29 protein-coding genes and 1 tRNA gene are annotated in these 25,909 nt (G+C 72.7%); 8 read left to right on the top strand and 22 right to left on the bottom strand.

The genetic code is table 11. From position 1 onward, the window contains the following. Positions 1-9: 9 nt before the first annotated feature. Complete coding sequence (locus FHG89_RS10365; RefSeq protein ID WP_139584159.1) at positions 10-1,152, bottom strand: cystathionine gamma-synthase; 1,143 nt, start codon at positions 1,150-1,152, stop codon at positions 10-12. Between the two features lie 67 nt (positions 1,153-1,219). Between FHG89_RS10365 and FHG89_RS10360 the strand changes: the two genes are divergently transcribed. The 4 genes from FHG89_RS10360 (at position 1,220) to FHG89_RS10345 (ending at position 4,187) form a co-directional block, all read left to right on the top strand. Continuing rightward, positions 1,220-1,642, top strand: coding sequence for an HIT family protein (locus FHG89_RS10360; RefSeq protein ID WP_139584158.1), 423 nt, complete (start codon positions 1,220-1,222; stop codon positions 1,640-1,642). Positions 1,643-1,716: 74 nt separating this feature from the next. Further along, positions 1,717-2,379, top strand: coding sequence for a peptide-methionine (S)-S-oxide reductase MsrA (msrA, locus tag FHG89_RS10355; RefSeq protein ID WP_139584157.1), 663 nt, complete (start codon positions 1,717-1,719; stop codon positions 2,377-2,379). Between the two features lie 372 nt (positions 2,380-2,751). Next, complete coding sequence (locus FHG89_RS10350) at positions 2,752-3,681, top strand: ribonuclease Z (RefSeq protein WP_139584156.1); 930 nt, start codon at positions 2,752-2,754, stop codon at positions 3,679-3,681. Beyond that, positions 3,678-4,187 (top strand): GNAT family N-acetyltransferase, encoded by a 510-nt coding sequence (locus FHG89_RS10345; RefSeq protein WP_139584155.1) that lies wholly within the window; start codon positions 3,678-3,680, stop codon positions 4,185-4,187. Before FHG89_RS10350 ends, FHG89_RS10345 begins: the two co-directional genes overlap by 4 nt. Positions 4,188-4,441: 254 nt before the next feature. Here FHG89_RS10345 and FHG89_RS10340 read toward each other — a convergent pair whose 3' ends face one another. Both FHG89_RS10340 and FHG89_RS10335 read right to left on the bottom strand, forming a co-directional pair. Next, positions 4,442-5,812 (bottom strand): cystathionine beta-synthase, encoded by a 1,371-nt coding sequence (locus FHG89_RS10340; RefSeq protein ID WP_139584154.1) that lies wholly within the window; start codon positions 5,810-5,812, stop codon positions 4,442-4,444. 72 nt (positions 5,813-5,884) lie between these two features. After that, positions 5,885-6,241, bottom strand: coding sequence for a YkvA family protein (locus FHG89_RS10335; protein ID WP_139584153.1), 357 nt, complete (start codon positions 6,239-6,241; stop codon positions 5,885-5,887). Between the two features lie 150 nt (positions 6,242-6,391). On the opposite strand from FHG89_RS10335, the gene FHG89_RS10330 reads away from it, so the two are divergent. The 3 genes from FHG89_RS10330 to FHG89_RS10320 all read left to right on the top strand — a co-directional run bounded on the left by FHG89_RS10330 (position 6,392) and on the right by FHG89_RS10320 (position 9,589). Then, positions 6,392-7,444: an SGNH/GDSL hydrolase family protein gene (locus tag FHG89_RS10330; RefSeq protein WP_139584152.1), complete on the top strand. Its 1,053-nt coding sequence runs from the start codon at positions 6,392-6,394 to the stop codon at positions 7,442-7,444. Next, a complete protein-coding gene (locus tag FHG89_RS10325) occupies positions 7,441-8,253 on the top strand; it encodes an SGNH/GDSL hydrolase family protein (RefSeq protein ID WP_139584151.1) in 813 nt (270 codons plus the stop codon). The genes FHG89_RS10330 and FHG89_RS10325 overlap by 4 nt, the downstream gene beginning before the upstream one ends. 73 nt (positions 8,254-8,326) lie before the next feature. Further along, positions 8,327-9,589, top strand: coding sequence for an acetyl-CoA C-acetyltransferase (locus FHG89_RS10320; protein ID WP_139584150.1), 1,263 nt, complete (start codon positions 8,327-8,329; stop codon positions 9,587-9,589). 7 nt (positions 9,590-9,596) lie between these two features. Here FHG89_RS10320 and FHG89_RS10315 read toward each other — a convergent pair whose 3' ends face one another. From FHG89_RS10315 to FHG89_RS10300, 4 genes are all read right to left on the bottom strand, one after another. After that, on the bottom strand, positions 9,597-9,917 hold the full coding sequence (locus FHG89_RS10315) for a hypothetical protein (protein WP_139584149.1): 321 nt from the start codon (positions 9,915-9,917) through the stop codon (positions 9,597-9,599). Between the two features lie 46 nt (positions 9,918-9,963). Continuing rightward, entirely contained in the window at positions 9,964-10,722 is a 759-nt protein-coding gene (locus FHG89_RS10310) for a Bax inhibitor-1/YccA family protein (protein ID WP_139584148.1), read from the bottom strand. Between the two features lie 136 nt (positions 10,723-10,858). Continuing rightward, positions 10,859-11,674 carry a Bax inhibitor-1/YccA family protein gene (locus FHG89_RS10305; RefSeq protein WP_139584147.1) on the bottom strand — a complete coding sequence of 272 codons (816 nt, stop codon included), beginning with the start codon at positions 11,672-11,674 and terminating at the stop codon, positions 10,859-10,861. Positions 11,675-11,780: 106 nt separating this feature from the next. Then, positions 11,781-11,864: transfer RNA gene (locus FHG89_RS10300), tRNA-Leu, on the bottom strand. Between the two features lie 101 nt (positions 11,865-11,965). Here FHG89_RS10300 and FHG89_RS10295 point away from each other — a divergent pair. Continuing rightward, positions 11,966-13,801: a hypothetical protein gene (locus FHG89_RS10295; protein WP_139584146.1), complete on the top strand. Its 1,836-nt coding sequence runs from the start codon at positions 11,966-11,968 to the stop codon at positions 13,799-13,801. 55 nt (positions 13,802-13,856) lie between these two features. Here FHG89_RS10295 and FHG89_RS10290 read toward each other — a convergent pair whose 3' ends face one another. From FHG89_RS10290 to FHG89_RS10220, 15 genes are all read right to left on the bottom strand, one after another. Then, positions 13,857-15,188: an NAD(P)/FAD-dependent oxidoreductase gene (locus FHG89_RS10290; RefSeq protein ID WP_139584145.1), complete on the bottom strand. Its 1,332-nt coding sequence runs from the start codon at positions 15,186-15,188 to the stop codon at positions 13,857-13,859. Positions 15,189-15,291: 103 nt separating this feature from the next. Beyond that, entirely contained in the window at positions 15,292-15,852 is a 561-nt protein-coding gene (locus tag FHG89_RS10285) for a hypothetical protein (protein WP_139584144.1), read from the bottom strand. Continuing rightward, positions 15,849-17,267 (bottom strand): DUF58 domain-containing protein, encoded by a 1,419-nt coding sequence (locus FHG89_RS10280; protein WP_139584143.1) that lies wholly within the window; start codon positions 17,265-17,267, stop codon positions 15,849-15,851. The genes FHG89_RS10285 and FHG89_RS10280 overlap by 4 nt, the downstream gene beginning before the upstream one ends. After that, positions 17,267-18,274 carry an AAA family ATPase gene (locus FHG89_RS10275; RefSeq protein ID WP_139584142.1) on the bottom strand — a complete coding sequence of 336 codons (1,008 nt, stop codon included), beginning with the start codon at positions 18,272-18,274 and terminating at the stop codon, positions 17,267-17,269. Before FHG89_RS10275 ends, FHG89_RS10280 begins: the two co-directional genes overlap by 1 nt. After that, positions 18,274-18,858 carry a hypothetical protein gene (locus FHG89_RS10270; RefSeq protein ID WP_139584141.1) on the bottom strand — a complete coding sequence of 195 codons (585 nt, stop codon included), beginning with the start codon at positions 18,856-18,858 and terminating at the stop codon, positions 18,274-18,276. The genes FHG89_RS10275 and FHG89_RS10270 overlap by 1 nt, the downstream gene beginning before the upstream one ends. Then, positions 18,855-19,640 carry a DUF4129 domain-containing protein gene (locus FHG89_RS10265; RefSeq protein ID WP_139584140.1) on the bottom strand — a complete coding sequence of 262 codons (786 nt, stop codon included), beginning with the start codon at positions 19,638-19,640 and terminating at the stop codon, positions 18,855-18,857. The genes FHG89_RS10270 and FHG89_RS10265 overlap by 4 nt, the downstream gene beginning before the upstream one ends. A 20-nt stretch (positions 19,641-19,660) precedes the next feature. Further along, complete coding sequence (locus tag FHG89_RS10260; protein WP_139584139.1) at positions 19,661-20,374, bottom strand: uracil-DNA glycosylase; 714 nt, start codon at positions 20,372-20,374, stop codon at positions 19,661-19,663. Between the two features lie 19 nt (positions 20,375-20,393). Next, positions 20,394-21,080 (bottom strand): dienelactone hydrolase family protein, encoded by a 687-nt coding sequence (locus FHG89_RS10255; RefSeq protein ID WP_139584138.1) that lies wholly within the window; start codon positions 21,078-21,080, stop codon positions 20,394-20,396. Between the two features lie 197 nt (positions 21,081-21,277). Continuing rightward, a complete protein-coding gene (locus tag FHG89_RS10250; RefSeq protein ID WP_139584137.1) occupies positions 21,278-21,784 on the bottom strand; it encodes an LppU/SCO3897 family protein in 507 nt (168 codons plus the stop codon). A gap of 130 nt (positions 21,785-21,914) precedes the next feature. Next, positions 21,915-22,910 (bottom strand): HAAS signaling domain-containing protein, encoded by a 996-nt coding sequence (locus tag FHG89_RS10245; protein ID WP_139584136.1) that lies wholly within the window; start codon positions 22,908-22,910, stop codon positions 21,915-21,917. Continuing rightward, a complete protein-coding gene (locus tag FHG89_RS10240) occupies positions 22,907-23,239 on the bottom strand; it encodes a PadR family transcriptional regulator (protein ID WP_089017691.1) in 333 nt (110 codons plus the stop codon). The genes FHG89_RS10245 and FHG89_RS10240 overlap by 4 nt, the downstream gene beginning before the upstream one ends. An 89-nt stretch (positions 23,240-23,328) precedes the next feature. Next, positions 23,329-24,270, bottom strand: a complete 942-nt coding sequence (locus FHG89_RS10235) for a Ppx/GppA phosphatase family protein (protein WP_139584177.1) — start codon at positions 24,268-24,270, stop codon at positions 23,329-23,331. Positions 24,271-24,317: 47 nt separating this feature from the next. Next, complete coding sequence (locus FHG89_RS10230) at positions 24,318-24,839, bottom strand: amino-acid N-acetyltransferase (protein ID WP_139584135.1); 522 nt, start codon at positions 24,837-24,839, stop codon at positions 24,318-24,320. Then, a complete protein-coding gene (locus FHG89_RS10225) occupies positions 24,836-25,393 on the bottom strand; it encodes a DUF501 domain-containing protein (RefSeq protein WP_139584176.1) in 558 nt (185 codons plus the stop codon). Before FHG89_RS10225 ends, FHG89_RS10230 begins: the two co-directional genes overlap by 4 nt. Before the next feature lie 32 nt (positions 25,394-25,425). Beyond that, positions 25,426-25,909, bottom strand: a 484-nt coding sequence (locus tag FHG89_RS10220; protein WP_139584134.1) for an FtsB family cell division protein, incomplete at its 5' end; no start/stop codon positions are given.

Raw genomic sequence — 25,909 nt, 5'->3', positions numbered from 1 at the left:
CCCCAGCGGTCAGCCCAGTGCCTGCTCCAGATCGGCGAGCAGGTCGTCGACCGTCTCGATGCCGACAGACAGTCGCACGAGATCGCCGGGAACTTCAAGCGGCGAGCCGGCAGCACTTGCGTGTGTCATCCGGCCCGGGTGCTCGATCAGGGATTCCACGCCGCCGAGCGACTCGGCGAGCACGAAGAGCTTCGTGCGGTTGCAGATCTCCACGGCGTGGTCCTCGCCGCCTGAGGCGCGGAACGAGATCATGCCGCCGAAGCGGCGCATCTGCTTCGCGGCAACCTCGTGGCCAGGGTGCGAGGGCAGCCCGGGATAGATCACCTGGGACACCTTGGCGTGCCCGTCGAGGTACGCGGCGAGGCGCTCGGCGTTGTCGCAGTGCCGGTCCATCCGTACCCCGAGGGTCTTGATGCCGCGCAGGGTGAGCCAGGCGTCGAACGGGCCGTTGATCGCGCCCATCGCGTTCTGGTGGTAGCGCAGCTCCTCGCCGAGCGCGGCGTCGGCGACGACGAGCGCGCCGCCCACCACGTCGGAGTGCCCGCCGATGTACTTCGTGGTGGAGTGCACCACGACGTCGGCGCCGAACGCGATCGGCTGCTGGAGGTACGGCGAGGCGAAGGTGTTGTCGACGACCAGCAGCGCGCCCGAGTCGTGCGCGACACCGGCCAGGGCGGCGATGTCGGCGATGCCGAGCAGCGGGTTGGTGGGCGTCTCCACCCAGACGATCTTCGTACGGCCGGGCTGCACCGCGGCCCGGATCGCGGCCGGGTCGGAGACCTTGGCCGGGGTGAACTCCAGGCCCCAGCGCTGGGCGACCCGTGCGAAGAGCCGGTAGGTGCCGCCGTACGCGTCGTCCGGGATGATCACGTGGTCGCCGGGTTGGCAGACGGCCCGCAGCAGGGTGTCCTCGGCGGCCAGGCCGCTGGCGAAGGCGAGGCCGACCGGCCCGCCCTCCAGCGCCGCGAGGCACTCCTGCAGGGCGTCGCGGGTCGGGTTGCCGGAGCGGCTGTACTCGTAGCCGAGCCGGGGCGCGCCGACGGCGTCCTGGGCGTACGTGCTGGTCTGATAGATCGGTGGAATCACCGCGCCGGTGCGGGCCTCAGGGTCCTGACCGGCGTGGATGGCGAGCGTCTCGAAGCCGTGACTCATTCTGGTGAGGGTAGTGCCCCGGCCGGCGGGGCGTGGCGGAGCCGGGTGGTCGGCATAGCCTGGGCCGATGAGCGGGTGCGTCTTCTGCGAAATCGTGGCGGGTGCGGTGCCGGCGTTCCGGGTCGCCGACGAGCCGGACGGGGTGGCCTTCCTGGACACGCGGCCGGTGTTCAAGGGGCACGTGCTGGTGGTGCCACGGATGCATCTGGTGACCCTGGCCGAGCTGCCGGCCGAGCTGCTGCCCGGCTACTTCGCGCTGGTCCGGCGGCTGGCCGTGGCCGTCGAGACCGGTCTGGGCGCCGGTGGGACGTTCGTGGCGATCAACAACAAGGTGTCCCAGTCGGTGCCGCACCTGCACACCCACGTGGTGCCGCGGACCAGGGGCGACGGGCTGCGCGGCTTCTTCTGGCCGCGGACCCGCTACGACGACGACGCCGAGGCCCTGGCCCACGCCGACCGGGTCGCCGCCGCCCTCCCGCCAGGGGCCTGAGTCACACTGACGCGGGTAAGGAAGCAGAACCCACCGGTGTTACACGCTGGGAGAGGTACGAGAGGAGTCCCACCGTGTTCCTGCGCCGTATGAACGCCGAGATGGTCTCGCCCGACCAGGCCCTACCGGGCCGCCCGATCGCCATGCCGGTCGCCGATCGGCACGAGGTCCTGGGCACCCCGCTCAAGGGTCCCTTCCCGGAGGGCCTTCAGGTGGCCGTGTTCGGGATGGGCTGTTTCTGGGGCGCCGAGCGGCTGTTCTGGACGCTGCCCGGCGTGTACACCACCTCCGCCGGCTACGCCGGTGGCATCACCAGGAACCCGACGTACGAGGAGACGTGTTCCGGTCGGACCGGGCACGCCGAGGTCGTCCAGGTGGTCTACGACCCCAGCAAGATCACGTACGAGGACCTGCTGAAGGTCTTCTGGGAGAACCACGACCCGACCCAGGGCATGCGCCAGGGCAACGACGTGGGCACCCAGTACCGGTCGGCGATCTACACGACGACCGACGAGCAGCGGACCATCGCGGAGTCGTCCCGGGACGCGTTCCAGCCGATCGTGACGCGCGCCGGCAAGGGTGAGATCACCACGGAGATCGCCCCGCTCGGCGACTACTACTTCGCCGAGGACTACCACCAGCAGTACCTGGCGCCGACCAAGAACCCGAACGGGTACTGCAACCACGGCCCGAACGGGCTGAGCTGCCCGGTCGGCGTGGCCCGTACCGCCGGCTGACCGCCGTACTCCCGCACGACCTCGAATGCCCGGCCACCGAGAAGGTGGCCGGGCATTCCCGTCCGGCCCTGTGATCGAAATCCGTTGCCGAGCCCGACGAAGACTCGATAGCGTGGCGGTACACGTGAAAGGAGGTGGTCCAGACTTGTATAGCAATCGGACTCGTGAGGTGGCTGTCCGCTAGCCGCTGTCCTCGACAGTGAACGGTCCGCCGACAGGCGGGCAACCAGCACCATCGTCGAGACCGTGTGGCAGCGGTGCGGCGAATTCCAGGCAGCCACCCGACCCCCGGGGCGCCGGCCCAGTCCAGCCGGCCCGCGCGACAGCGCGGAGCGCCCCGGGGGTCGCTTCATATCCGGAAGAGGCCCGTCGATGTCGATGCGCGAGTTGGTGGTGCTGGGGACGGCCAGCCAGGCGCCGACGCGGCTGCGCAACCACAACGGGTACGTGCTGCGCTGGGACGACGAGGTGATCCTCTTCGACCCGGGCGAGGGCAGCCAGCGGCAGCTCCTGCACACCACGGTCACCGCCACCGACCTGACCCGGATCTGTGTCACGCACTTCCACGGCGACCACTGCCTGGGGCTGCCGGGCACCATCCAGCGGCTCTCCCTGGACCGGGTGGCGCACCCGGTGGCCGTGCACTTCCCGGCCGGTGGCACCGAGTACTTCGCCCGCCTGCGGCACGCCACCTCCTTCTACGAGACCGCCGAGCTGGCGGTCACCCCGATCGAGGCCGACGGGCAGCGGGTCGCGCTGAGCTGCGGTTTTATGGAGGCACGCCGGCTCCGGCACCCCATCGAGACGTACGGTTACCGGCTGATCGAGCCGGACGGGCACCGGATGCTGCCGGAGAAGCTGGCCGCGTACGGCATCGCCGGGCCGGCCGTCGGCGAGCTGATCCGCGTCGGGCACCTCGACCTCGACGGGCGCCGCGTGACCCGGGACGAGGTGAGCGTGCCCCGGCCGGGGCAGCGGTTCGCCTTCGTGATGGACACCGCCCTCTGCGACGGGGTGTACGCCCTCGCCGAGCACGCGGACCTGCTGGTCATCGAGTCGACGTTCCTGGAGTCGGAGGCCGCGTTGGCCGCCGAGGTCGGGCACCTGACCGCGGCGCAGGCCGCCCGGGTGGCGACCGAGTCCGGGGTACGCCGGCTGGTGCTCACCCACTTCTCCCAGCGGTACCCCGACCCGCGCCGGTTCCACGACGAGGCGCGGGTCCACTTCGACGGTGAGCTGATCATCGCCGAGGACCTGACGACGGTGCAGGTGCCGCCGCGCCGGGTACCCTCGGCCGGGTGACCGTCACGCTCCGTCCCGCCACCGGTGACGACCTGATGGGGGTGGGTGCCCTGCACCAGCGTTCCCGGGTCGCCGCGTACTCCTCGTTCCTGCCGGCCGCGGCGCTTGCCGACCCGACGCCGGAGGCGATGGGGCGGTACTGGGTCGAGCGGTGGCAGTGGGAGCGGGACACCCACCGGATGACCGTGGCCGAACGGGCCGGGAGGTTGGTCGGGTTCAGCCACCTGGGCCCGGACGACGAGGACGACCCGGCCACCGGGCTACTCAACGCGATCCACCTCGACCCGACCGAGCAGGGCCGGGGCGTCGGCCGCACCCTGATGGTGGACGCGCTTGACGCCATGCGGGCGCAGGGCTGGCGGCGTGCCGTGCTCTGGGTGCTGCGGGAGAACGCCCACGCCCGTTCCTTCTACGAGCGCGGCGGCTGGACCCCGACCGGAGCGGAGCGTGACGAGCACATCGGCACCGCCCTCACGCCCCAACTGCGCTACGCCCGCCCCCTCTGAGCAGCCCTCGCCCGCCCGCCGAGCGCGCCCGCGCGCCGTGCAGTCCTCGCCCGTGCGCCTTTGCTCTGCTTACCGATACGCACCAGCGGCGGTGGCGACCGTGAGTGGTGGCGGCGGCGGCGGCCGTGAGTGGTGGCGGCGGATCGGCGACGGGGGTTCGGTGGTTCGGTGGGTGGTGCATATGCGTAAGCAGAGCAAAGGGCGCGACAGGGTCACCTGGTGCCCCGCCCGCAGGCGGGGCACCAGGTGGGAACTCAGTGGGCGCCGAGGTGGGACAGCAGGTCCTGGCGGGTCAGGACGCCCTTGGGCTTGCCGTCGACCAGGACCAGCGCCGCGTCGGACTTCTCCAGCAGCCCGACCGCCTCGCTGACCGGCTGACCCCCACCGATCATCGGCAGCGGGTCGCCCATGTGCCGCTCGATGGTGTCGTGCAGGTGGGCCTGACCGGTGAACAGCGCGTCGAGCAGATCCCGCTCGGCGATCGAGCCGGCGACCTCACCGGTCACCACGGGCGGCTCGGCCTTGAGCACCGGCAGCTGCGAGACGCCGTACTCGCGCATGTAGTCGATCGCGTCGCGGACCGTCTCGGTCGGGTGCACGTGCACCAGCTCGGGCAGGCCGCCCGGCTTGCTCGCCAGCGCGTCGGCCACCGTCGGCTCCGCGCCGGAGTTGTCGAGGAAGCCGTACCGGGCCATCCACGAGTCGTTGAAGATCTTCGACAGGTAGCCCCGGCCGCCGTCCGGCAGCAGCACCACGATCACGTCGTCCGGGCCGGCCCTGCGGGCCACCTCCAGCGCGGCGACCACTGCCATCCCGCAGGAGCCGCCGACCAGCAGCCCCTCCTCGCGGGCCAGTCGCCGGGTCATCTCGAACGACGCCTTGTCGGACACCTCGACGATCTCGTCGGCCACATCCCGGTCGTACGTCTCCGGCCAGAAGTCCTCGCCGACGCCCTCCACCAGGTACGGCCGGCCGGTGCCGCCGGAGTAGACCGAACCCTCCGGGTCGGCCCCGATGACCTTCACCCGGCCCTCGGACGCCTCCTTCAGGTACCGGCCGATGCCCGAGATCGTGCCGCCGGTGCCGACACCGGCCACGAAGTGGGTGAGCCCGCCCTCGGTCTGCTTCCACAGCTCCGGACCGGTGGTCTCGTAGTGCGAGCGCGGGTTGGCCGGGTTGCTGTACTGGTTCGGCTTCCAGGCGCCGGGGATCTCCCGGGTCAGCCGGTCGGAGACGTTGTAGTACGAGCGCGGGTCCTCCGGGGCGACCGCGGTCGGGCAGACCACCACCTCGGCGCCGTACGCCCGCAGCACGTCCTGCTTGTCCTGGCTGACCTTGTCGGGGCAGACGAAGACGCACCGGTAGCCCTTGAGCTGGGCCACCAGGGCCAACCCGACGCCGGTGTTGCCGCTGGTCGGCTCGACGATGGTGCCGCCGGGCTTGAGCAGGCCGGCGTCCTCGGCGTCCTCGACCATCCGCAGCGCGATCCGGTCCTTCACCGAGCCACCCGGGTTCACGTACTCCACCTTGGCGAGCACGGTGGCCTGGATGCCCTCGGTGACGTTACGCAGACGTACCAGCGGGGTGTTGCCGATCATGTCGACGACGTTGTCGTAGTACTGCACGGTGTGCCCTTCGTTGCGGCGCCGGCGACGGCGGCCCGGCAGACGTTTCCTCGCCGCCCAGCGTACGTGCCGTCAGGGCACCAGGCCCCCGGGGATGACCGAGCTGCGTCGGGCCTCCCACTCCAGGAAACGGTCGGTCTCGGCGAGCACGCTGCCGGCCAACCAGGTGATCATGACGGCGTCGTCGGCCAACCCGAAGATCGCCAGCGGGATCTCCGGCAGCAGGTCGATCGGCGAGACGATGTACGCCGTCGCCGCCGTCATCAGGGCCAACCGGAGGCCGCCGTCGTACTCGCCCCTGGTGGTGGCCCTGATCATCCGGGGCAGCGCCGCCAACCGGGTGCCCAGTGACGGGCCACCGCGCGCCCCGGCAGCCAGTGCCCGGGCCAGTGCCGTGAACGCCGCGCTGCGCTTGAGTGTCTTCCCCATCGTCGCGCTCCTCTCCGCCGGATCAGCGTGGCGGGTCGGCGCAAGTCGGCCGGCCTCCCCCGTACTGGTACCCCGTCGCGTCGCTTTCCAGGCACCCGGGTGCCGTCACGACGACAGCGGCGTGTCGGGCCGGCGCGATAATGTCGCTGTATGGGGGTGGCTGGTTTCGTCGTACCCGTTGGTCCGCGCTGGCGACAAGCCCGGCGGGTCGCCCGCCTGGCGGCCATCTGGACGGGCGCCACCGCGGCGGCCGCTGTGGCCACCGGCGGGGTGCTGCTCGGCCAGGCCCGGCAGGCCCGGCGCACCATCCCGATGGCCGAGGCGCCGCCGCCGCGCTGCGACGGGGTGTACGGCGCGAAGTTCCCCGGCCCCGCGCTCACCATGGTCGTGCTCGGCGACTCGTCGGCGGCCGGCTACGGGGTGCACCGCCGCCGGGAGACGCCGGGCGCGCTGCTCGCCACCGGTCTGTCGCGTCGGCTGCACCGACCGGTGCAACTGCACCGCTTCGCGGTGGTCGGTGCCATCTCGTCGGCGCTGCGGCACCAGGTGGAGGCGGCGTTGGAGCACCACCCGGACATCGCGGTGATCCTCATCGGCGGCAACGACATCACCAACCGCACGCCGCGCGGTCTTGCCGTGCGTTACCTGGTCGAGGCGGTGCGCACCCTGCGGGAGGCGGGGTGCGAGGTGGTCGTCGGCACCTGCCCCGACCTGGGCGCGATCCGGCCGATCCAACCACCGCTGCGCTGGCTGGCGCGCCGCTGGAGCCGACAGCTCGCCGCCGCCCAGACGGTGGCGGTGGTCGAGGCGGGCGGCTGGACGGTCTCCCTCGGTGACCTGCTCGGCCCCCGGTTCGCCGCCGAGCCGGCCCGGATGTTCGCCTGGGACCGGTTCCATCCCTCCGCCGAGGGGTACGCGATGGCCGCCGCCGCCCTCCTACCGACGATGCTCTCGGCACTCGGCGCGGGGCAGGAACGACGGGCTACACAGGCGCGCGGCGAGGGCGTACGGTCGCTGCCTGAGGCCGCGCAGGAGGCGGCCCGGCACGCCGGCACCGAGGTCAGCGGCACCCAGGTCCGGGGCCACGACCGAGGACCGGCCGGTCGGTGGGCGCAGCTGCGCCGCCGGGCGTTCTTCGGTGTCGGCGCGGTGCCGCAGCGCGGCTCCGCCCCGGACACCTCGACAGTGGAGGGACTGGCATGAACGAGCGCAGCGGGCGGGACGTGACCGCCGGCCTCCCCGGCCGAGTGGGGCGGGCGGCGGCACTCTCGCTGCTCGCCGGCACGGTGGGCGGTGCCGCCGTCCTGGCCGGTGAGGCGTTCGTCGCCCGTCACCGGCGGTACGCGCAGCCGGAGCTGGGGCTGGCCTTGCGCGCCACGATCGGCCGGGCCGGTGCGCCGCCGCTGCGGCTGGTGCTGCTCGGCGACTCGTCGGCCCTGGGCGTGGGCGTGGACCGCCTGGAGGACACCATCGGCGGTCAGTTGGCTCATCTGCTCGCCGAGGGTCCGGCCGGCCGCCTGGTGCACCTGTCCAGCGTCGGAGTCTCCGGTTCCCGCTCGACGGACCTGGCCACCCAGGTGGCCCGTGCCCTGCTCGGCGAGCGGCCCGACGTGGCGTTGATCCTGATCGGCGCGAACGACGCCACCGCGATGCGCCGGCCCGCCGACGCGGCGGCGTACCTGGGGTCGGCGGTGCACCGGCTGCGCGAGGCGCGGGTCGAGGTGGTGGTGGGCACGTGCCCCGATCTCGGTGCGATACGAGCCATCGCCCCACCGCTGCGTCAGATCATCGGCTGGTCCGGCCGGCGGATGGCCCACGCGCAGACCACGGCCGTGCTGGACGCCGGCGGGAGCGTGGTCGACCTGGCCACCGAGACCGGGCCGGTGTTCCGGGCCGACGCGGGGACGCTCTGCCACGACGGTTTCCACCCCTCGGCCGACGGCTACCGGGTGTGGGCGCACGCGCTGCTGCCCGCCGTCGCGGCGGCGGCCGCGGTCGCCTCCCGGCGTTAGGCCCGGGGCGGGGTGACATTTCCCGCCGCGCTCGCTTCTTCCCGCCATGTTACCGGCGGGTTAACGTTGGTCCATGCCGATTGAGTCGTCCCGCGACGCTGTCATCGTCGCCACCGCCCGCTCCCCCATCGGCCGGGCGCACAAGGGGTCCCTGCGCGACGTCCGCTCCGACGACCTCGCCGCGACCATCGTCCAGGCCGCACTGGACAAGATTCCCCAGCTCGATCCGACCACCATCGACGACATCTACCTCGGGTGTGGCCTGCCCGGCGGTGAGCAGGGCTTCAACATGGCCCGCGTGGTGGCCACCCTGCTCGGGCTCGACACCGTGCCCGGCGCCACGCTGACCCGCTACTGCGCGTCCTCGCTCCAGACCACCCGGATGGCCCTGCACGCGATCCGCGCCGGCGAGGGCGACGTCTTCGTCTCCGCCGGTGTGGAGATGGTCTCCCGGTACGCCCGGGGCAGCTCCGACGGTCTGCCGCCGGAGGCGCAGGCCCTGGTCGGAGGCGGCTGGGAGAACCCGCGCTTCGCGGAGGCCGCCGAGCGCTCGAAGCGTCGCGCGCAGGGCGGCGCCGAGGTGTGGACCGACCCGCGCGAGTCCGGCGAGCTGCCGGACATCTACCTGACCATGGGGCAGACCGCGGAGAACCTGGCCCAGGTGTACGACGTGACCCGCGCCGACATGGACGAGTTCGGCGTCCGCAGTCAGAACCTCGCCGAGAAGGCCATCGCCGACGGCTTCTGGGCCCGGGAGATCACCCCGGTCACCACGCCGGACGGCAAGGTGGTCAACACCGACGACGGCCCGCGCGCCGGCGTCACCCTGGACGCCGTCGCCAGCCTGAAGCCGGTGTTCCGCCCGGACGGCCGGATCACCGCCGGCAACTGCTGCCCGCTCAACGACGGCGCCGCCGCCGTGGTCGTGATGAGCGCCCAGCGGGCCGAGGAGCTCGGTCTGACCCCGCTGGCCCGAATCGTCTCCACAGGCGTGACCGCCCTGTCGCCGGAGATCATGGGCCTCGGGCCGGTCGAGGCGTCCCGGCAGGCGCTGAAGCGGGCCGGCATGACAATCGACGACGTCGACCTCGTCGAGATCAACGAGGCGTTCGCGGCGCAGGTCATCCCCTCGTACCGCCAGTTGGGCATCCCGGAGGAGAAGCTGAACGTGATGGGCGGCGCGATCGCCGTCGGCCACCCGTTCGGCATGACCGGCGCCCGGATCACCGGCACCCTGCTGAACGCGCTGGAGTGGCACGACAAGACCATCGGCCTGGAGACCATGTGCGTCGGCGGCGGGCAGGGCATGGCCATGGTGCTGGAGCGGCTGAGCTGAGCTGTCCTCAGAGCGCGCCGCGGGTCGCCGTCACCTCGGCGGCGGCCCGCGCCAGTACCTCGTCGCCAGGCCTGGCGGCCAGCAGGTCGGCCGTCACCACCCGCAGCTGGTCGGGCAGGGCCAGGTCGTTGTCGAGCCGCGGCACCACCCGGCGCGGCTGCCCCTCGGCGTCGGCGGCCAGGTTGGCGATCTCCTGCACCAGCCGGTGCACCAGGTCGGCGCGGGGCACGTTGCCGGTGGTCGCGGTCGCCGCCCAGCGTGGCTGCTCCCAGTGCCCGACCTGGCCGACCAGCAGCCGTACGGTCTGATCCAACTCCGTTGCGCTCATCGGCGCCGAGTCTACGACCGGCACGGGCCACGCCGGGCCGGGCCGGTCAGCGACGCAGGTAGCTGAGCAGTCGCAGCAACTGCCAGTACAGGAACACCAGCCCGGTGAGCAGCCCGAACGCGCTCAGCCACGCGTACCGGCGGGGTCGGCCGTCGCGCACCGAGCGCTCGACGAGGTCGAAGTCGAGGATGAAGCTGAACGCCCCGGCGATGATCGCCACCACCGAGAAGGCGTACGGCAGCCAGCCGACCTCCCCGCTGGCGCTGTAGACCTCCAGCCCCGGCCGTCCCGAGATCAGATACGACACCAGGTTGACGACGCTGAGCACGGCGATGCCGAGCAGCGTACCGATCACCAGACGGGCCAGCCGGGGCGTCGCCCGGATGATCCGGGCGCGGTAGAGCGCCGCCATGCCGAGAAAGACACCGAAGGTGCCGGCCACCGCCTGCACCACGATGCCCGGATAGACCTGCTCGAAGGTCCGGCTGGCCACCCCCAGCAGCAGCCCCTGGAGCAGGGCGTAGCCGACGATCGGCACCGGGTTGGTGATCCCGCGCAGGGAGATGACGAGGACCAGCGCGATCGAGGCGAGCGCGCTGCCGGCCAGCGCGGCACCCAGCCACACCGCGTCGGGGATCACCGCCCAGGACACCGCGGCGGCCACCCCGGTGACGAGCAGCAACCCGACGGTACGGACCACCACGTCGTCGACAGTCATCGGCTCGACGTCGCGGGCGCCGAGCACCCGGGCCTCCAGCCGGCCGGTCTCGTCCAGCCGGTTGAGCACCGGGTTGTTGCTGCGCACCGCCGCCTCCTTCGCCCGCGTACCCCTCGCAGTCACTCTGCCCCGGGCGGACCGGCGGCGGCGGGCAAACGGCGCGCACGACGGCGCCCGCCCCCGCGAGAGCGGGAGCGGGCGCCGGTCGACAGTGCGGACGAGGTCAGTCGTCGCCCTGGAAGTAGCTCAGCAGGCGCAGGATCTCGATGTAGAGCCAGACCAGGCTGACCAGGATGCCGAACGCGGCCACCCAGGAGTAGCGCTGCGGCAGGCCCATCCGGACGCCGTCCTCGATCTCCTTGAAGCTGAGCACGAAGCTCAGCGACGCGACCACGATGCAGACGAGGCTGAAGCCGATGGCCAGCGGACTGCCGTCGCGCAGGCCCGTGTTGACGCCGAACAGCGCCAGCACCAGGTTGATCATCATGACGGCGAAGAGGCCGACCATCGCCGCGATCATGCCCTTGACGAAGGCCGGGGTGGCCCGGATGACCTTCGCCTTGTAGAGCATCGCCATCAGGAAGAAGATGCCGAAGCTCGCCACGGCGGCCTGGAGCACGATGCCGTCGTAGAGCGTCTCGAAGGCCTTGCTGACCATGCCGACGAAGACGCCCTCGACGACCGCGTACGCGATGACCAGCGCCGGGTTGGCCATCCGGGAGAACGAGATGATCAAGCCGAGCACCAGGCCGACCACCGCCGCGCCGATCCAGGCGGTGCTGACCAGCGAGTCGGGCACGAGCACCCAGGCCGCCGCGGCGGTGATGCCGAGGATGCCGAGCAGAGCGACCGTCTTGACGACCACGTCGTCGACAGTCATGGGTGCGACGGCCGGCGGCGCGGCCGGGTAACCGGCCTGGGAGGGGTACTGCTGGGGAATGCCGGGCTGTCCGTACGGCCCGGCCGGGGCGTACCCGGCGGAGCGCTCCCGCTCGGCCGCCTGGCCGAGCCGGGCGAGCACCGGGTTCGAGGTCTTCACTGTCTGGCCTCCCTCAGGGGGTCGTTTGCACGTGAACGTGCCCTCCAAGAGTAAACGGCGCAGCCAAGTCCCGGTGATCACGAATGAGGATGCGTACCGAGTCGACTGGTGCCCGGGGCGGGGGTCGAACCCGCACGCCTTTCGGCAGCCGCTTTTAAGGCGGCCGTGTCTGCCGTTCCACCACCCGGGCGGGTGGCACCGGCGCGCCGACACGCGCGGTGCAATGTCACCGTAGCCGGTCTGCGACGACCCGACGTACCCCGACGGGCTCGCCAGTTTAGGGTCGATGCCGTGAGCAGCGCAGCCCCCACGGCCCCCGACGCCGCACCTGAGCAGGCCCTGCGCCTCGCCGATCAGGTCAACCGCCGGCCCCTGGCCGTCCGGCTGCTGGCTGCCGTCCGCCGCCGTCGGGCGGACCTGCCGGCCGTCCTGCTGTTCGTGGTGCTCGCCGGCTGGCTCACCCACGGGCTGTGGCCCGACCCGGCCGGGCGCACGCTCGCGCTCAACCCGGAGGACCAGGCCCTCTACGAGTGGTTCCTGGCCGTCGACGCGCGAGCGCTGCTCGGCGACTTCGGCCTGCTCACCGACCGGCTCAACGCCCCGGACGGGGTCAACCTGATGGCCAACACGACGGTCATCGCGCTCGGCGTCGTCTGCGCGCCGGTCACCCTGCTGCTCGGCGCCCCGGTCACCTTCGCCCTGCTGGCCGCCGCCAACCTGGCCGGCACCGCGCTCGCCTGGTATCTGCTGTTCCACCGGACCCTGCGTGCCCGCCGGCTCGCCGCCGCGCTCGGCGGCGGGCTGTGCGGGTTCGGCCCCGGGATGGTGTCGCAGACCAACAGCCACCTGCACATGACCGCCCAGTGGCTGGTACCGGTGATCGTCTGGCTGGTGGTCCGGCTGCTGCGGGCGTCCGACCCCGGGGCGACGACGCTCGCCGGACCGGACCGGCGGCGGATCCTCACCTCCGCGGCCGGACTGGCCGCCGCGGTCACCGTGCAGGTCTTCGTCGGCGAGGAGGTGCTGTTCCTCGCCGCCATCGCGCTCTTCGTGATGGCGGTCAGCTACGCGGTGACGGACCGGGACCTGGCACGGCGGGCGTTGCCCAACTTCGCCGCCGGGCTGGCGGTCGCCGCCGGACTGGCGCTCCTCGTGCTCGGCTATCCGCTGTGGTTCCAGTTCGCCGGGCCGCAGGGCGTCGCCGACGGCATGTTCAGCCCCGCGTACTTCTCGGCCGACCTGAGCAGCTGGTGGATGGTCTCCCCACTGTCGGTGCTCGGCAGCGACGAGTCCGCGCGGCTCACCACCGGCCCGGCCGAGTACAACACCTTCCTCGGCTGGCCACTGCTGCTGGCGGCCGTGGCCTGCGCCTGCTGGGCCGGGCGACGGCGACTGGTGCTGGCCTGCGTCGCCGCAGGACTCGTCATGGTGGCCCTGTCGCTCGGCCCGGAGGTGGTGCTCGGCGGCACCCGTACCGCGCTGCCCGGCCCGTACGCCCTGCTCGCCGGGCTGCCCGTGGTGGACGGCGCGCTGCCCATGCGGTTCGGCCTGGCGCTCCTGCCGATCGTCGCGACGCTCCTCGTCCTCGCGGTCGACCGTGCGTTGGGCAGCACCGGTCGGGTACGACGGTTCGTGCCGCTGGCCGTGGTCGCGGCGCTGCTGCCGATCTTCCCGACGCCGCTGCCGACCGCCGAGCGGCCCGCCGTGCCGGAGTTCATCACCGGCGGGCACTGGCGGCAGTGCGTAGAACCCGGCGGGGTGCTGGTCCCGGTCCCGCTGCCCACACCGAAGGAGCCGTGGCCGATGCGCTGGGCGGCCGCCGCCGCCGCCGGGTTCGGGATGCCCGAGGGGTTCTTCATCGGCCCGTACGGGCGGGACGGCACCGCCGCGATGGGCACCTTCAAGCAGCCCACCTCGGCTCTGCTGGCGGACGTCGCACGGCGTGGCGACCAGCCGGCCATCGGCGACGAGCAGCGCCGACAGGCCGCGCGGGACGCCGACTTCTGGGGTGCGTCCTGCGTGGCGCTGGCCGACGACGCCCCCCACGCGGACGCCCTGAAAGCCACCCTGGAACAGCTCTACGGCCCGTCCACCCGGATCGCCGACGCCTGGACCTGGCGGGTCTGACCGGAGACGACGAGGGGACCCGCCGACACGGCAGGGCCCCTCGTCGTCGATCGGGTCAGACGCGGGGGGCGCCTACCGGCTGGGACGCCTCGACGAACTCCTCGCGCGGATCGTGCAGCTGGCCCAGGGCGACCACCTCACGCTTGAGGAAGAACGCCAGCGACCAGTCGACGACCACCCGGACCTTGCGGTTGAACGACGGGATCCGGCTCATGTGGTACGTACGGTGCATGAACCACGCCGGCCAGCCGGTCATCTTGATGCCGTACACCTGGGCGACGCCCTTGTGCAGGCCGAGGCTCGCCACGCTGCCGACGTGCTTGTGCTTGTAGTTGACCGGCTCGCGGCCCCGGATCACGTTTGCGATGTTGTCGGCCATCCGCGCCGCCTGCCGTACCGCGTGCTGGGCGCTCGGCGAGCAGAAGTTGCCGGGCTCCTTGGTGAGGTCGGGCACCGCGGCGCAGTCGCCCGCACTCCACGCACCCTCGACCACCCGGTCACCGTCGACCACCTGGAGGGTGGGGATGCAGGTGACCCGCCGGCGCTCGTCGCGCGGGAAGTCCGTGGCGTCCAGCATCGGCGACGGCTTCACGCCGGCGGTCCAGACGATCGTGTCGGAGCGGAAGCTGTCACCGTCGGACAGCTTGACCACGCCGTCGACGCAGGACTCCAGCCGGGTGTCCAGCCGGATGTCCATGTTCCGCTTGAGCAACTGCTGCACCGTGTAGGCGCCCATGTCCCGATCCACCTCGGGCAGCACCCGCTGGGTCGCCTCGACGAGCACCCAGCGCATGTCCTCCGGCTTCAGCTCCGGGTAGTAGCGCAGCGCGTCGCGGGCCATGTCCTCCATCTCGGCGAGCGCCTCGATGCCGGCGTACCCACCGCCGACGAAGGTGAAGGTCAGCGCCGATCGGCGGACGTCCGGGTCCGGGGTGACGGCGGCGACGTCGAGCCGGTCCAGGACGTGGTTGCGGAGGTAGATCGCCTCGCCGATGGTCTTGAAGCCGATGCCCTGCTCGTGCAGGCCGGGGATCGGCAGCGTCCGGGACACCGAGCCCGGCGCCACGATCACGTGGTCGTACGCGATCTCCCGGGCGGGCCCGATGATCGGCTGCACGGTGGCCACCTTGCGCTCGTGCTCGATGCGGGTGACCGTGCCGGCCACCACCTTGCACCGGCGCAACTCCCGCCGCAGCGGCACCACGGAGTGCCGAGGGGAGATGTTGCCCGCCGCAGCCTCGGGCAGGAACGGCTGGTAGGTCATGTGCGGCTGGGGGTCCACCACGATGACCTCAGCCTCACGGGAGCTGAGCTTCTTCGACAGGCGCAGGGCGGCGTACAAGCCGACGTGCCCGGCACCCACCACAAGGATCCGCTTCGGATTCACGTCATCTATCTTTCCCCGGCCTGCTCAGGTAATCCCGCTCGCGCCCCTCATCTGTGATGGAGCACAACCCCTGTGACCTGCGTAACCCTGCCGCCCCACCGGGCTACCTGCGCCGCAGCAGCCAGCCCAGCAACGCGGACGTGCCCACCGCGACCAGCAGGCCGAGCACGGTGACCCACTGGTGGCCGGTCTCGCCACCCAGGCCCGCCACCTGCACCAGCAGTACCGCGAGCACCGCCGAACCCAGCAGCACCGCGCCCGCCCGCAGCAGCCAACTGACGACCAGTTCCGGGTCGACCACGGCGTCGTAGGGCAGCAGCGCGGCAAGCGCGCACAGGGTGTGCCCCAGGTAGAGCAGCGCGGCGATGGCGAGCAGCCGCCACAGCGCCACCGGTCGGCCGTACCCGTCGGTGGCGAGCAGCCAGCCACCCACCGTGAGGAGCGCCGCGAAGGTCGACCAGATGCGCCGGGGCCCCACCAACGGCAGCAGCGCGGCCACCGTCAGGAAGAGCAACGGCCGGCCGGGCAGCACCTCGGCGGGGAACGCCAGCGCAAACCCGGCGAGCACTGTGACGAAGATCCCGCCGCGAACCAGCAGCGGTACGAGACTGATCCGGCCGAAAGCGGCCTGGGCCGCCCGGACCCGCTCGGCGACGGCGTTCACCGGCCACCCACCCTCGGAGCCGTGGCCAGGCGGGCCACGTCACGCAACACCTGGTCCAGGCTGCCGGCGCCGGCCCACCGCACCACCGGAACGCCGTGCTCCCGCAACTGGCCGATCATGGTCTCCCGGTCCAGTCGCCACAGCCGGTACGCCACCTCCGCCCAGCCCCTGTCCTTCGGCGGCGTCAGGTCGGTCGGCAGCGTGTCGACCGCCACCACGAACCGCCCGGCGCGGGCCAGCCGGGCCAGCATCTGCGCCGAGCGTTCGTCCAGCAGCGGCGTGAGCACCACCACCAGCGCGTCCGAGGAGAGCAGTTGCGGGCCGAACACCTGGTCGTACGGCTCGTGCGGGGAGGAGTCGGCGCGGACGTCGAGCAGCCACTCCAGCACCGTCAGGTACTGCCGGCGACCGGCGGCGGGGCGCAACCGTCGCGCCCCCGGCCCGTACTCCAGCAACGACACCCGGTCGCCACGGTGCAGGTAGTGCTCGGCGATCGCGGCGGTGGCCCGCACGGTGGTGTCCAGCACCGAGGCGGCACCGCCCACCCCGCCGGATCGACCGGCCTCGGCGAGCACGTCGAGCAGCACCACCACCTCGGCGTCCCGGTCGGAGAGGGTGGCCGCCACGTGCAGTTGCCGGGCGCGCAGCGACACCCGCCAGTCGATGCGGCGCAGCCGGTCACCGGGAGCGAAGATCCGTACGCCGGCCAGCTCACCGCCCTCGCCGGGCCGGCGGGAGTGGTGCGCCCCGACCAGGCCGGCCGCCCGCGGCATCGCCTCCACCGCCTCGAACGGCTCCGTGCGCGGGTAGACGCGCACCCCGACCGGCGCGGTGATCACCGCGCGGGAGACCAGCAGGCCACCCGCCGTGGCGACCCGGGCTCCGGCCGGGCCGACCGGATGCCGGCCCCAGCGCAGGGCCCGGCCGGCGAGTTCCAGGTCCACGGCCGCGCCGGTGGGCACCGACGTCACGAACGGCCGGTCCGCGGCGGACCGACCGGCGCCGCCCGTCGCGGTGGCATCGGCCGCCGGCGCGTCGTCGACGGACCCGGCGAAGCCGGCCCGGTCGATCCGCAGCCACGGCGAGACCCGGGACCGCACCACCACCAGGTCGTAGTCGACCGTGTCCGGGTTGCCGACGCTCACCGCCGCCGCCACATCGCCGCCCTCGACCAGCGGCCCGTCGTCACCGGGGTTGATCCAGACCTGCGGCAGCGCGGTGGGTCGGCGGCGCAGCGCGTACGCGGTGCCCAGCGCGAACGGCGCGGCCAGGACGATCAGGTCGACCCGCCCCAGCAGCACCCCCGCCACCAGCAGCAGGCCGGCGAGCAGCACCGCCCGGCCGAGCGCCCGGGTGGGCGCCCAGCCGGGGGCCGGCTCCGGCTCGGCAGCGTGCGGCACTGTCGATCCGGTCATCAGCGCCGGGGCCCGCCGGCGGCGTAGCTCGGCAGCGCACCGCTGGCCGGCGCGGGCGTGGCGTCCAGCACCTCACCGACCACGAACGCCGGGTCGACGCGGCGCAGCCACATCTCCGGGCGCAGCGTGATCCGGTGCGCGAGCGCGGGCGCCGCCACCTCCTTGACGTCCTCCGGCACGACGTAGTCCCGGCCGCCGAACACCGCGCGGACCCGGGCCAGCAGCAGCAACGCCAGCGAGCCACGGGGCGAGGCGCCGACCAGCACCGACGGGTGTTCCCGGGTGGCCGCGGTGAGGGCCACGATGTACCGACCGATGGAGTCCTCCACCACCACGTCCTCCAGGGCGGCCTGCATCGTCCGCAGGGTGGCCGCGTCGACCACCGGCTTGATGTCGGCCTCCTCGCGGCGGCGGCTCATCCGGCGACGCAGCACCTCCCACTCCTCGTCGCCCTCGGGGTAGCCGAAGGAGACCCGCAGCAGGAAACGGTCCAGCTGCGCCTCGGGCAGCGGGTACGTGCCCTCGTACTCGATGGGGTTTGCGGTCGCCAGGACGTGGAACGGCTCGTCCAGCTTGTACGTCACCCCCTCCACCGAGACCTGCTTCTCCTGCATCGCCTCCAGCAGCGCGGACTGGGTCTTCGGCGGCGTCCGGTTGATCTCGTCGGCGAGGAGCAGGTTGGTGAAGACCGGCCCGGCCCGGAAGGTGAAGTCGCCGTTGCGCTGGTCGTACAGGAACGAACCGGTGACGTCGGCGGGCAGCAGGTCCGGGGTGAACTGGAGGCGGCGGAAGTCCAGCCCGAGGGCCTGGGCGAAGGAGCGCGCGGTGAGCGTCTTGCCGAGCCCCGGCAGGTCCTCCAGGAGCACGTGCCCACCGGCCAGGATGCCGGCGAGGACCAGCTCCAACGCGTCCCGCTTGCCGACCACGACGGTGCCGACCGCGTCCAGCACCGCCCGCGCCAGGTGGCCGACCTCGGCGGCGGGCATGGTCCGGTCCACGTCGTTCATCAGATCTTCTCCAGTTCGGCGACGATCGCCGCGACGTCGCGCGGCGACGGGGGGCGGCGGGAGGGGGTGGTGAGGAAGCTCCAGAGCTGGTCACCGAGCAGCGCCTGGGCGCGGGTCGGATCGGATTCGCGGGTGAGGCCGTGCCGCTGGCGCAGCCGCTCGTCGGCCAGCTCGCCGAGGCGGGGCAGGATCCGTTCGGTGAACCGCTCACGGTTGCCCGACGACCAGTCCAACGGCCGCTCCCAGCCGTTGATCGCCGCGCGCAGAGCGTCCCGGGATGTCCAGCGGTAGGTGCCGTCCTCCTCGCCGGTGGACATCCGACCGGCGGGCGGCGGCGGGGGTGGCGGCGCGAGCAGGGCGGTGACCCGACGGACCGCCAGCACGGCGAGCACTCCGGCGACAAGCACGGGCAGCGAGACCTGGAGCCCGACCGCGCGGAGGCCGACGAGCAGCACCGCGACCACCGCGGCGGCCACCGCGAGCGAACGCAGCACCGGGCGGGCCCGGGAGCCGCGCTCCTGCGGGCCGGCCGGCGCCGCCTCCTCCTCGAAGGCGAGCAGGTCGTCGATGCTGGTGCTGCTCATGAGCCCACCGCCGTCGTCAGTTCGCCGCGCAACCGGCGCAGCGCGGCGCGGGCCTGGTCGCGGGTGCGTTCGTCGACCAGGCGGGTGGCGTATCGGGCCTCCCGGTAGACGTATGCCAGCTCGGCCAGCACGTCGGCGCTGACGATCGCCGGCACGCCCGCGTCCGGGTCGCCGCGCAGCAGCCGGCTGACCAGGTCGGTGGGGGTGTCGCCGGTACGCCGGGGAACACCTGCCGTGGCGGCGGCCTCCTCCAGACGCACCCAGCAGGCGATCACCGCCACCCGGGGGTCGGTGGCCTGGTCGTCGAGGTCCACCAGGCCGGCGTCGAGGGCGGCGACGACCTCGCGGGCGGTGCCCTCGGCCGTACGCCGGGACCTCTGCGCGGGAAGCGCGCGGGTCGCCCGACGACGCCGCAGACCGCGCAGCAGGGTCCAGCCGAGGTAGCTGAGCGCGGCGAGGATGGCCAGCCCGAGCAGCACCATCGCCACTGTCGCGATCCACTGCGGGATGTGCGCCTGGGTGGCCTCTCCGGCGTCGCGCGGCTCCACCGGGATCGACGGTGGCGGCTCGGCCGTCGGGTACTCCGGAACCCACGGCACCTGTTCCACAGGCGGGATCCGGCTGGCCCCGATCGACGAGTTCCCGGACGCCAGCGCGGCCCCGGCGAGCAGGACGGCGATCACGCCCACCGGCCACCAGCGGCGCAGCAGACCGACAGCCGGACGCAGCACCCCCTGCTCGGCAACCGGGTACGGCGTGGGCGGGCGCGTACTGTCCGTCATTGCCACCGCCCCACGCGTTCTCAGTCCACTCCGGCCAACTGCTTGGCCCGGCCGAAGACATCGTCCAGCATCTCTGGTGTCAGCCGCCCGGTGAAGGTGTTCTGCTGGCTGACGTGGTAGCAGCCGAGCAAATCCGGCGCGCCCGTTGCGGACCAGTGTGCCCCATGGCCGAACGCCGGTCGCGGGCTGGGCGGGCGCTGACCGTACACCTGGCGCAGCACCGGCCACCACGCGGCCCACGCGAACGCGCCCAGGGCGACCACGACGCGCAGGGTGGGCCGGATCAGCGTGACCTCGCGGTGCAGCCAGGGAGCGCAGGTGTCCCGTTCACCCGGCGTGGGCTTGTTGTCCGGCGGCGCACATCGGACGGCCGAGAAGATCCGCAGGTCGCGCAGGGCCAACCCGTCGTCGCTGGCGACGCTCGTCGGCTGGTTGGCGAGCCCGGCACGGTGCAGGGCGGCGAACAGCACGTCGCCCGAGCGGTCACCGGTGAAGATCCGGCCGGTGCGGTTTCCGCCGTGCGCGGCCGGCGCAAGCCCGAGGATGGCGATCCGCGCGTCGGCGGTGCCGAAGCCCGGGACCGGACGACCCCAGTACTCCTGGTCGCGGAAGGAGGCACGGCGGGTGCGCGCCACCTCCTCCCGCCACTGGACGAGCCGGGGGCAGGCGAAACAGTCGCTCACGGCCGCGTCGAGGTCGGCCAGGTCGGTCGCCCGCGCTGCGCGGGCGACCACCTGCTCGGGGGTACGCGACTCAGCCAAGCTTGGCCCGGAAGAGTTCCAGGGTCCGGGCCCAGGCGCTGGCGGCGGCACGCTGGTCGAACGCCTCCGGCCGGTCGTCGTTGAAGAACGCGTGCGAGGTGCCCGGGTAGTCGTAGAGGTGGCAGGTGCCACCGGCCTCCTCGATGGCCCGGCGGGCGGTCTGTACGCCGTCGGCGGTGGAGGTGCCGTCCTCTTCGGAGCAGTGGATGACGGCGGCCTTGCCTGCGTAGTCGGCCCAGTCGGGGCGCATCGACTCCCACGGCAGCATCGGGTAGAAGCCCGCGGCGGCGACGATCCGCTCGGAGATGGTGGCCGACCACAGGGCCAGGCTGCCGCCGGCGCAGAAGCCGACGGCGCCGACCTTGCCGGTGACCTCGGGCCGTCCGGCGAGGTAGTCGGCCGCGCCGGCGATATCCTTCGCCGCCTCGTCCATCCGCATCGCCATCAGCAGCCGCTGCGCCTCGTCCGGCTCGCTTGTGGTCTCGCCGTGGTAGAAGTCCGGGGCGAGCGCCACGAAGCCGGCCTCGGCGAACCGGTCCGCCACCGAGCGGATGTGCGGCACCAGGCCCCACCATTCCTGGATGACGATGACGGCGGGACTGGCCGTGCCGCTCGCGGGTATCGCGAGATACCCCTCGCTCGTGCCCCCGTTGCTGCGGTAGCGCACCATCTCGCCCATCGGCCGTCCTCCTAGCGGTCAGTCATCGTTGGCTGGTCGCCCAGTGGTCCTACGTGCCGGTAGCCTGCCACGCCGCGGGGCCGTCGGGAAGACGCGCGAACAGTGGCGTTCACCTCCTGTTCGCCGGCCGGTGACCTTGGGTACGACGACGGCGGCGAGGATTCTTCCCCGCCGCCGTCGTCCGCGCCGATGTGCCGTCAGGCCTTCTTGGTCAGGCAGAGCACGTAGCCCGTCTTGCCCGGCTCGATGTTGTAGAAGACGTAGCCCTCGTCGCCCTCCTTGAGGAACTGGTCACACGAGGTGGGCGCCTTGGCCTGCGCCTCGGTCTGACCGTCCACCCGGCCGACCACGTTGTACGCCGCCTCGGTGGAGGTGCAGGAGACGACCTTGGCGCCGTCGACCTCCTCCTCCTTGGTGCCGGTCACCTCGGGAAGCTCGGCGATGCAGTCACCGGCCTTGGCGTCGGCCGTCTCGTCCTTGTTCAGGTAGTTGCCGATCGCCGAGCCGACACCGAACTTCAGGCCGGCGATGACGAGGAACACGACGATCGCGCCGATGATGCCGAGCGCCTTCTTCGCACCGGACTTCTTCGCCTCCTGCTCGACCGGCGGGGGCGTCGGCGTCTCGACGGCGGGCTGCGTCTCAGCGGCCGGCTGGGGCGGTGCTGCGTCGGGCGCGGGGGGCGGTGCGACCTGCTCTGACACGGGGGTTCCTTCCGAGGGGTTGATGAGCAGACGACACCGTAACGACCATTGATTTCCGGTGCCGTCCCGCTCGCCTCGTCCGTTCAGCTATTTCCCAGCTTCCGTCACATGATCCAGTTCACATCGTCGGTCAGCTCGTCGGGCTCGGCTCACCGGTCGGCGTCGCCGGGGGCGTACCGGGCGTCGCCGGGGGCGTGACGGCCGCTGTCGGGTTCGTCGACGGTGTCTCGGTGGGCTCCGGCGTGCCGGTCGGTGTCGGGACGACCGCGCCCGGCGCCCGGTGACCGAAGGGCGCCTGGTCGAGGCAGTACGGGTAGGGCCGCAGCAGCGGATTGCCGTACTGGTCCACGGGGCCGGAACAGTCCGGGTAGCCCAGCCGGATCGGGTTGCCGTTCTGGTCGAACAGCCGGGCGTTCTCCACCAGGCGACCCTCGCTGTCGTAGACGAAGACGTCCCGAACCTGGCTGTACTGACTGTCGACCGAGGTCTGGTCGTAGTAGTAGTCGTTGTAGCCGAGCCGGTCCTCCGCGTTGCCGACCGCGGCGAGCGCGAAGATCGCCAGCACCACGCTGCCGGCGTGCACCGCCCACCGTGGCCAGCCGGCCAGCTGGGCGGAGCGGCGGCCGAGCCAGATCGACGCGAGCACGAAGCCGGCAAGCATGAACAGGCCGGCGAGCAGCTCGCCGCCGAATCGGGGCAGCAGACCGAAGCCTCCCCCGGTGCTGATCACGGTGACCAGCATCGCCGCCAGGTAGCCGCGCAGCACCCACCAGGCGGGCCGCAGCAACCGCAGGAACTCGCCCGCCGTGTCGTACCCCAGCAGCGGGCCGAGCCGGGTGTCGAGCACGCGCAGCCGGGCGCGGACCCGGACCACCGCGGATGCGACCCGCTGGTCCAGGTTGCGTCCGCCGCGTCCGGTCGCGCCGGCCGCGGCGCGCAGCTCGGCGGCGTACGTCTCGGGCTCGCCCAACCGCTCGACGAGGGTGCCGTCGGTCTCGGCGGCGAACTCGGCGAGATGGTCGGCCAGGTCCTCGGTCAGCTCGTCGCGCTGGGTGGGCGGCAGGTCGGCCAGTGCGGCCCGGACCCGCGCCACGTAGTCGGTGATTTCCTGCTCCGTGACGGTCATGCCGCCATCCCCCGATCGTCGAGCAGACTGTCCATTGTGGTGGCGAACGAGCGCCAGAGCTTGCCGGAGCGGGTCAACTGGTCGCGCCCCGCGGCGTTCAGCGCGTAGTACTTACGGTGCGGCCCGGATTCGCTCGGCACGACGTACGTGGTGAGCAGGCCGGCGGCGAAGAGGCGGCGCAGCGTCCCGTAGACCGAGGCGTCGCCGACCTCCTCCAGCCCGGCCTCGCGGAGCCGGCGCAGGATGTCGTAGCCGTAGCCGTCCTCCTCCCGGAGAACGGCGAGGACGGCGAGGTCGAGCACGCCCTTCAGCAACTGTGTGGTGTCCACGCAGTGCACACTACTGTGCAGTGCGAAGTACCGTCAACGGAACGCGCCGAAGCGGTGATCGACGCAGGTCCGCGTCGGCCGACCGCGCGTCAGTTCGATGCGGGCTGGAGGCTCCAGGCGATGCCGTCGAGGATGTCGTGCTCGGAGGCGACCACCGACGGCATCCCGGCCCGCTCCATGATCACGCGGAGCACCAGCGCGCCCGCGCCGATCACGTCGGCGCGGCCCGGGTGCATCACCGGGATCGCCAACCGCTGCGCGCTGGTGCGCGACAGCAGATCCGCGGTCACCCGCGCCACCGACTCGTACGACACCCGGGCGTGGTGGATACGCTCCGGGTCGTACTCCTCAAGGCCCTGAGCGATGGCGACCACTGTCGTGACGGACCCGGCGAGGCCGACAAGCGTGGCGGCCTCCCGGCCGGGCACCACCGCGAGAGCCCGGTCCACCGCCGCCGCGATGTCGGCCTGCGCGGCCGCGACCTGCTGGGGCGTCGGCGGGTCAGCCGCCAGGTGCCGCTCGGTCATCCGGACACAGCCGATGTCCACCGAGATCGCCGCCCGCACCCCGCCGGCCCGGTCGCCCACCACGAACTCGGTCGACCCGCCACCGATGTCGACGACCAGGAGCGGCTCCTTCGCGTCGGCGGGCAGCCCGCGCACCGCGCCGGTGAACGACAGCCGGGCCTCCTCGTCGCCGCTGACCACCTCCGGCGCGACCCCGAGGGTGGCCCGCACCATCTCGGTGAAGTCGGCCGCGTTGGCGGCGTCCCGAGAGGCGGAGGTGGCGCACATCCGCACCCGCTCGGCGCCCCACTTCTCGATGTCGGCGGCGTACGACGCCAGCGCCACCCGCGTCCGCTCGATCGCCTCTGGCGCCAGCCGCCCGGTCCGGTCCACGCCCTGCCCAAGCCGGACGATCTCCATCCGCCGGGTCAGGTCGACCAGCGGCGCCTGCGGCCCGGCCGAGGCGTCGGGCAGGTCGGCGACCAGCAGTCGGATCGAGTTGGTCCCGCAGTCGATGGCCGCCACACGCGTCGTCACCCGGCAACCCTACGACAACCCGCGACCCGCGCCGCTCACAGGCGCAGCAGCATCCGGGTGTTGCCAAGCGTGTTCGGCTTGACCCGCTCCAGGTCCAGGAACTCCGCGACACCCTCGTCGTACGAGCGCAGCAACTGCTCGTACACCGGCTGCGGCACCGGAGCTCCGTCGATCTCCCGGAAGCCGAACGAGCCGAAGAACCGCGTCTCGAAGGTGAGCACGAAGATCCGGGCCACGCCCAGCTCCCGGGCCGCGTCGATCAGCTCACCCACCAGCCGGTGACCGATCCGCCGGCCCCGACAGGACGGATCCACCGCCACCGTACGGATCTCGGCCAGGTCCTCCCACATCACGTGCAGCGCGCCGCAGCCCACCACCACGCCGTCCTCGGCGCGGACCGCCACCCGGAACTCCTGCACGTCCTCGTACAGGGTGACGGTGGCCTTGCTGAGCAGACGCCGGTCGTCGGTGTACGTGTCGACCAGCCGCCGGATGCCCCGCACGTCGCCGGTGCGGGCCCGCCGCACCAGGATCTGACCCTCGACCTGCGCTGTCATTCGGCGGGAGGCACGTCCACGCACGGACCGGCCGCCCACCAGGGCTCGACCAATTCCAGCGTCTCGTCGCCGAACGGGTTCACACCCGATCCGGCACCCAACGCGTGCCCCAGGTGCACGTGCAGGCACTTCACCCGACCCGGCATACCGCCGGCCGAGATGCCGGCGATCTCCGGGACCGTACCGATCGCCTCCCGGCGGGCGAGGTAGTCCTCGTGTGCCGCCCGGTAGTGGGCGGCCAACTCGGGATCCGTCGTCAGCCGGTCCGCCATCTCCTTCATCAGCCCCGCCGACTCCAGCCGGCTGCACGCAGCGGTGGCCCGGGGGCAGGTCAGGTAGTACAGCGTCGGGAACGGGGTGCCGTCGGCGAGGCGCGGCGTCGTCTCCACCACGTCCGGCAGGCCGCACGGGCAGCGGTGCGCCACCGCCCGGGTGCCCCTGGGCGGGCGGCCGAGCTGCGCGGCCACCGCGGCCAGGTCGGCCTCCGTGGCCGGTTCCCGCTTCGGCGGAGGTACGGAATCCGCCGCCGGCTCCGGCGGTGGTACGACAGTCACGGTGCCCATCTCTCCTGATGCTTGTCGGTTGGTCACTTGCCCGGCTGCTGGCTGTCCGCCGCCTGCACGCTCGACCACAGCGTGTCGTACCAGGTGACCGGACCCGCCGGGGCGGCCGGACCGGCCGACTTCCCGGCGTCGCGGGCGGCGCCCTCCGGATCGTGCAGGACAACCATCATCTTCTCGCCCGGTCGACCCATGAAGAACCGTTCCCGGGCCTTGGTCTCGATGAACGCCTTGTCCTGCCACTTCGCGGCCTCGGCGGCGAGCTTGGCGATCTCCTCCTCCTGCACCGCCTGCGCAGCCTCCATCCGTTCGATGTCGGCCTGCTGGTCCAGGTAGACGCGCACCGGGTAGGTGTACGCCAGGGCGAGCGCGATCAGCACCGCGAAGAGCACCGTGGCCCGACCGGTGAAGCGACGGGGATGGGGTGCGGCGAGCCGCTTGACGGCGCCACCGGCGGCGGTACGCCGAGCGGCGGCCGGCCGGTTCGCCGAGCGCACGCCGTCGGCGCCC

Source organism: Micromonospora orduensis, assembly GCF_006228125.1.
Taxonomy (GTDB): Bacteria; Actinomycetota; Actinomycetes; order Mycobacteriales; family Micromonosporaceae; genus Micromonospora; species Micromonospora orduensis.
Note: the sequence above shows the minus strand (reverse complement) of the source record. Positions and strands in the feature narration are given on the sequence as shown.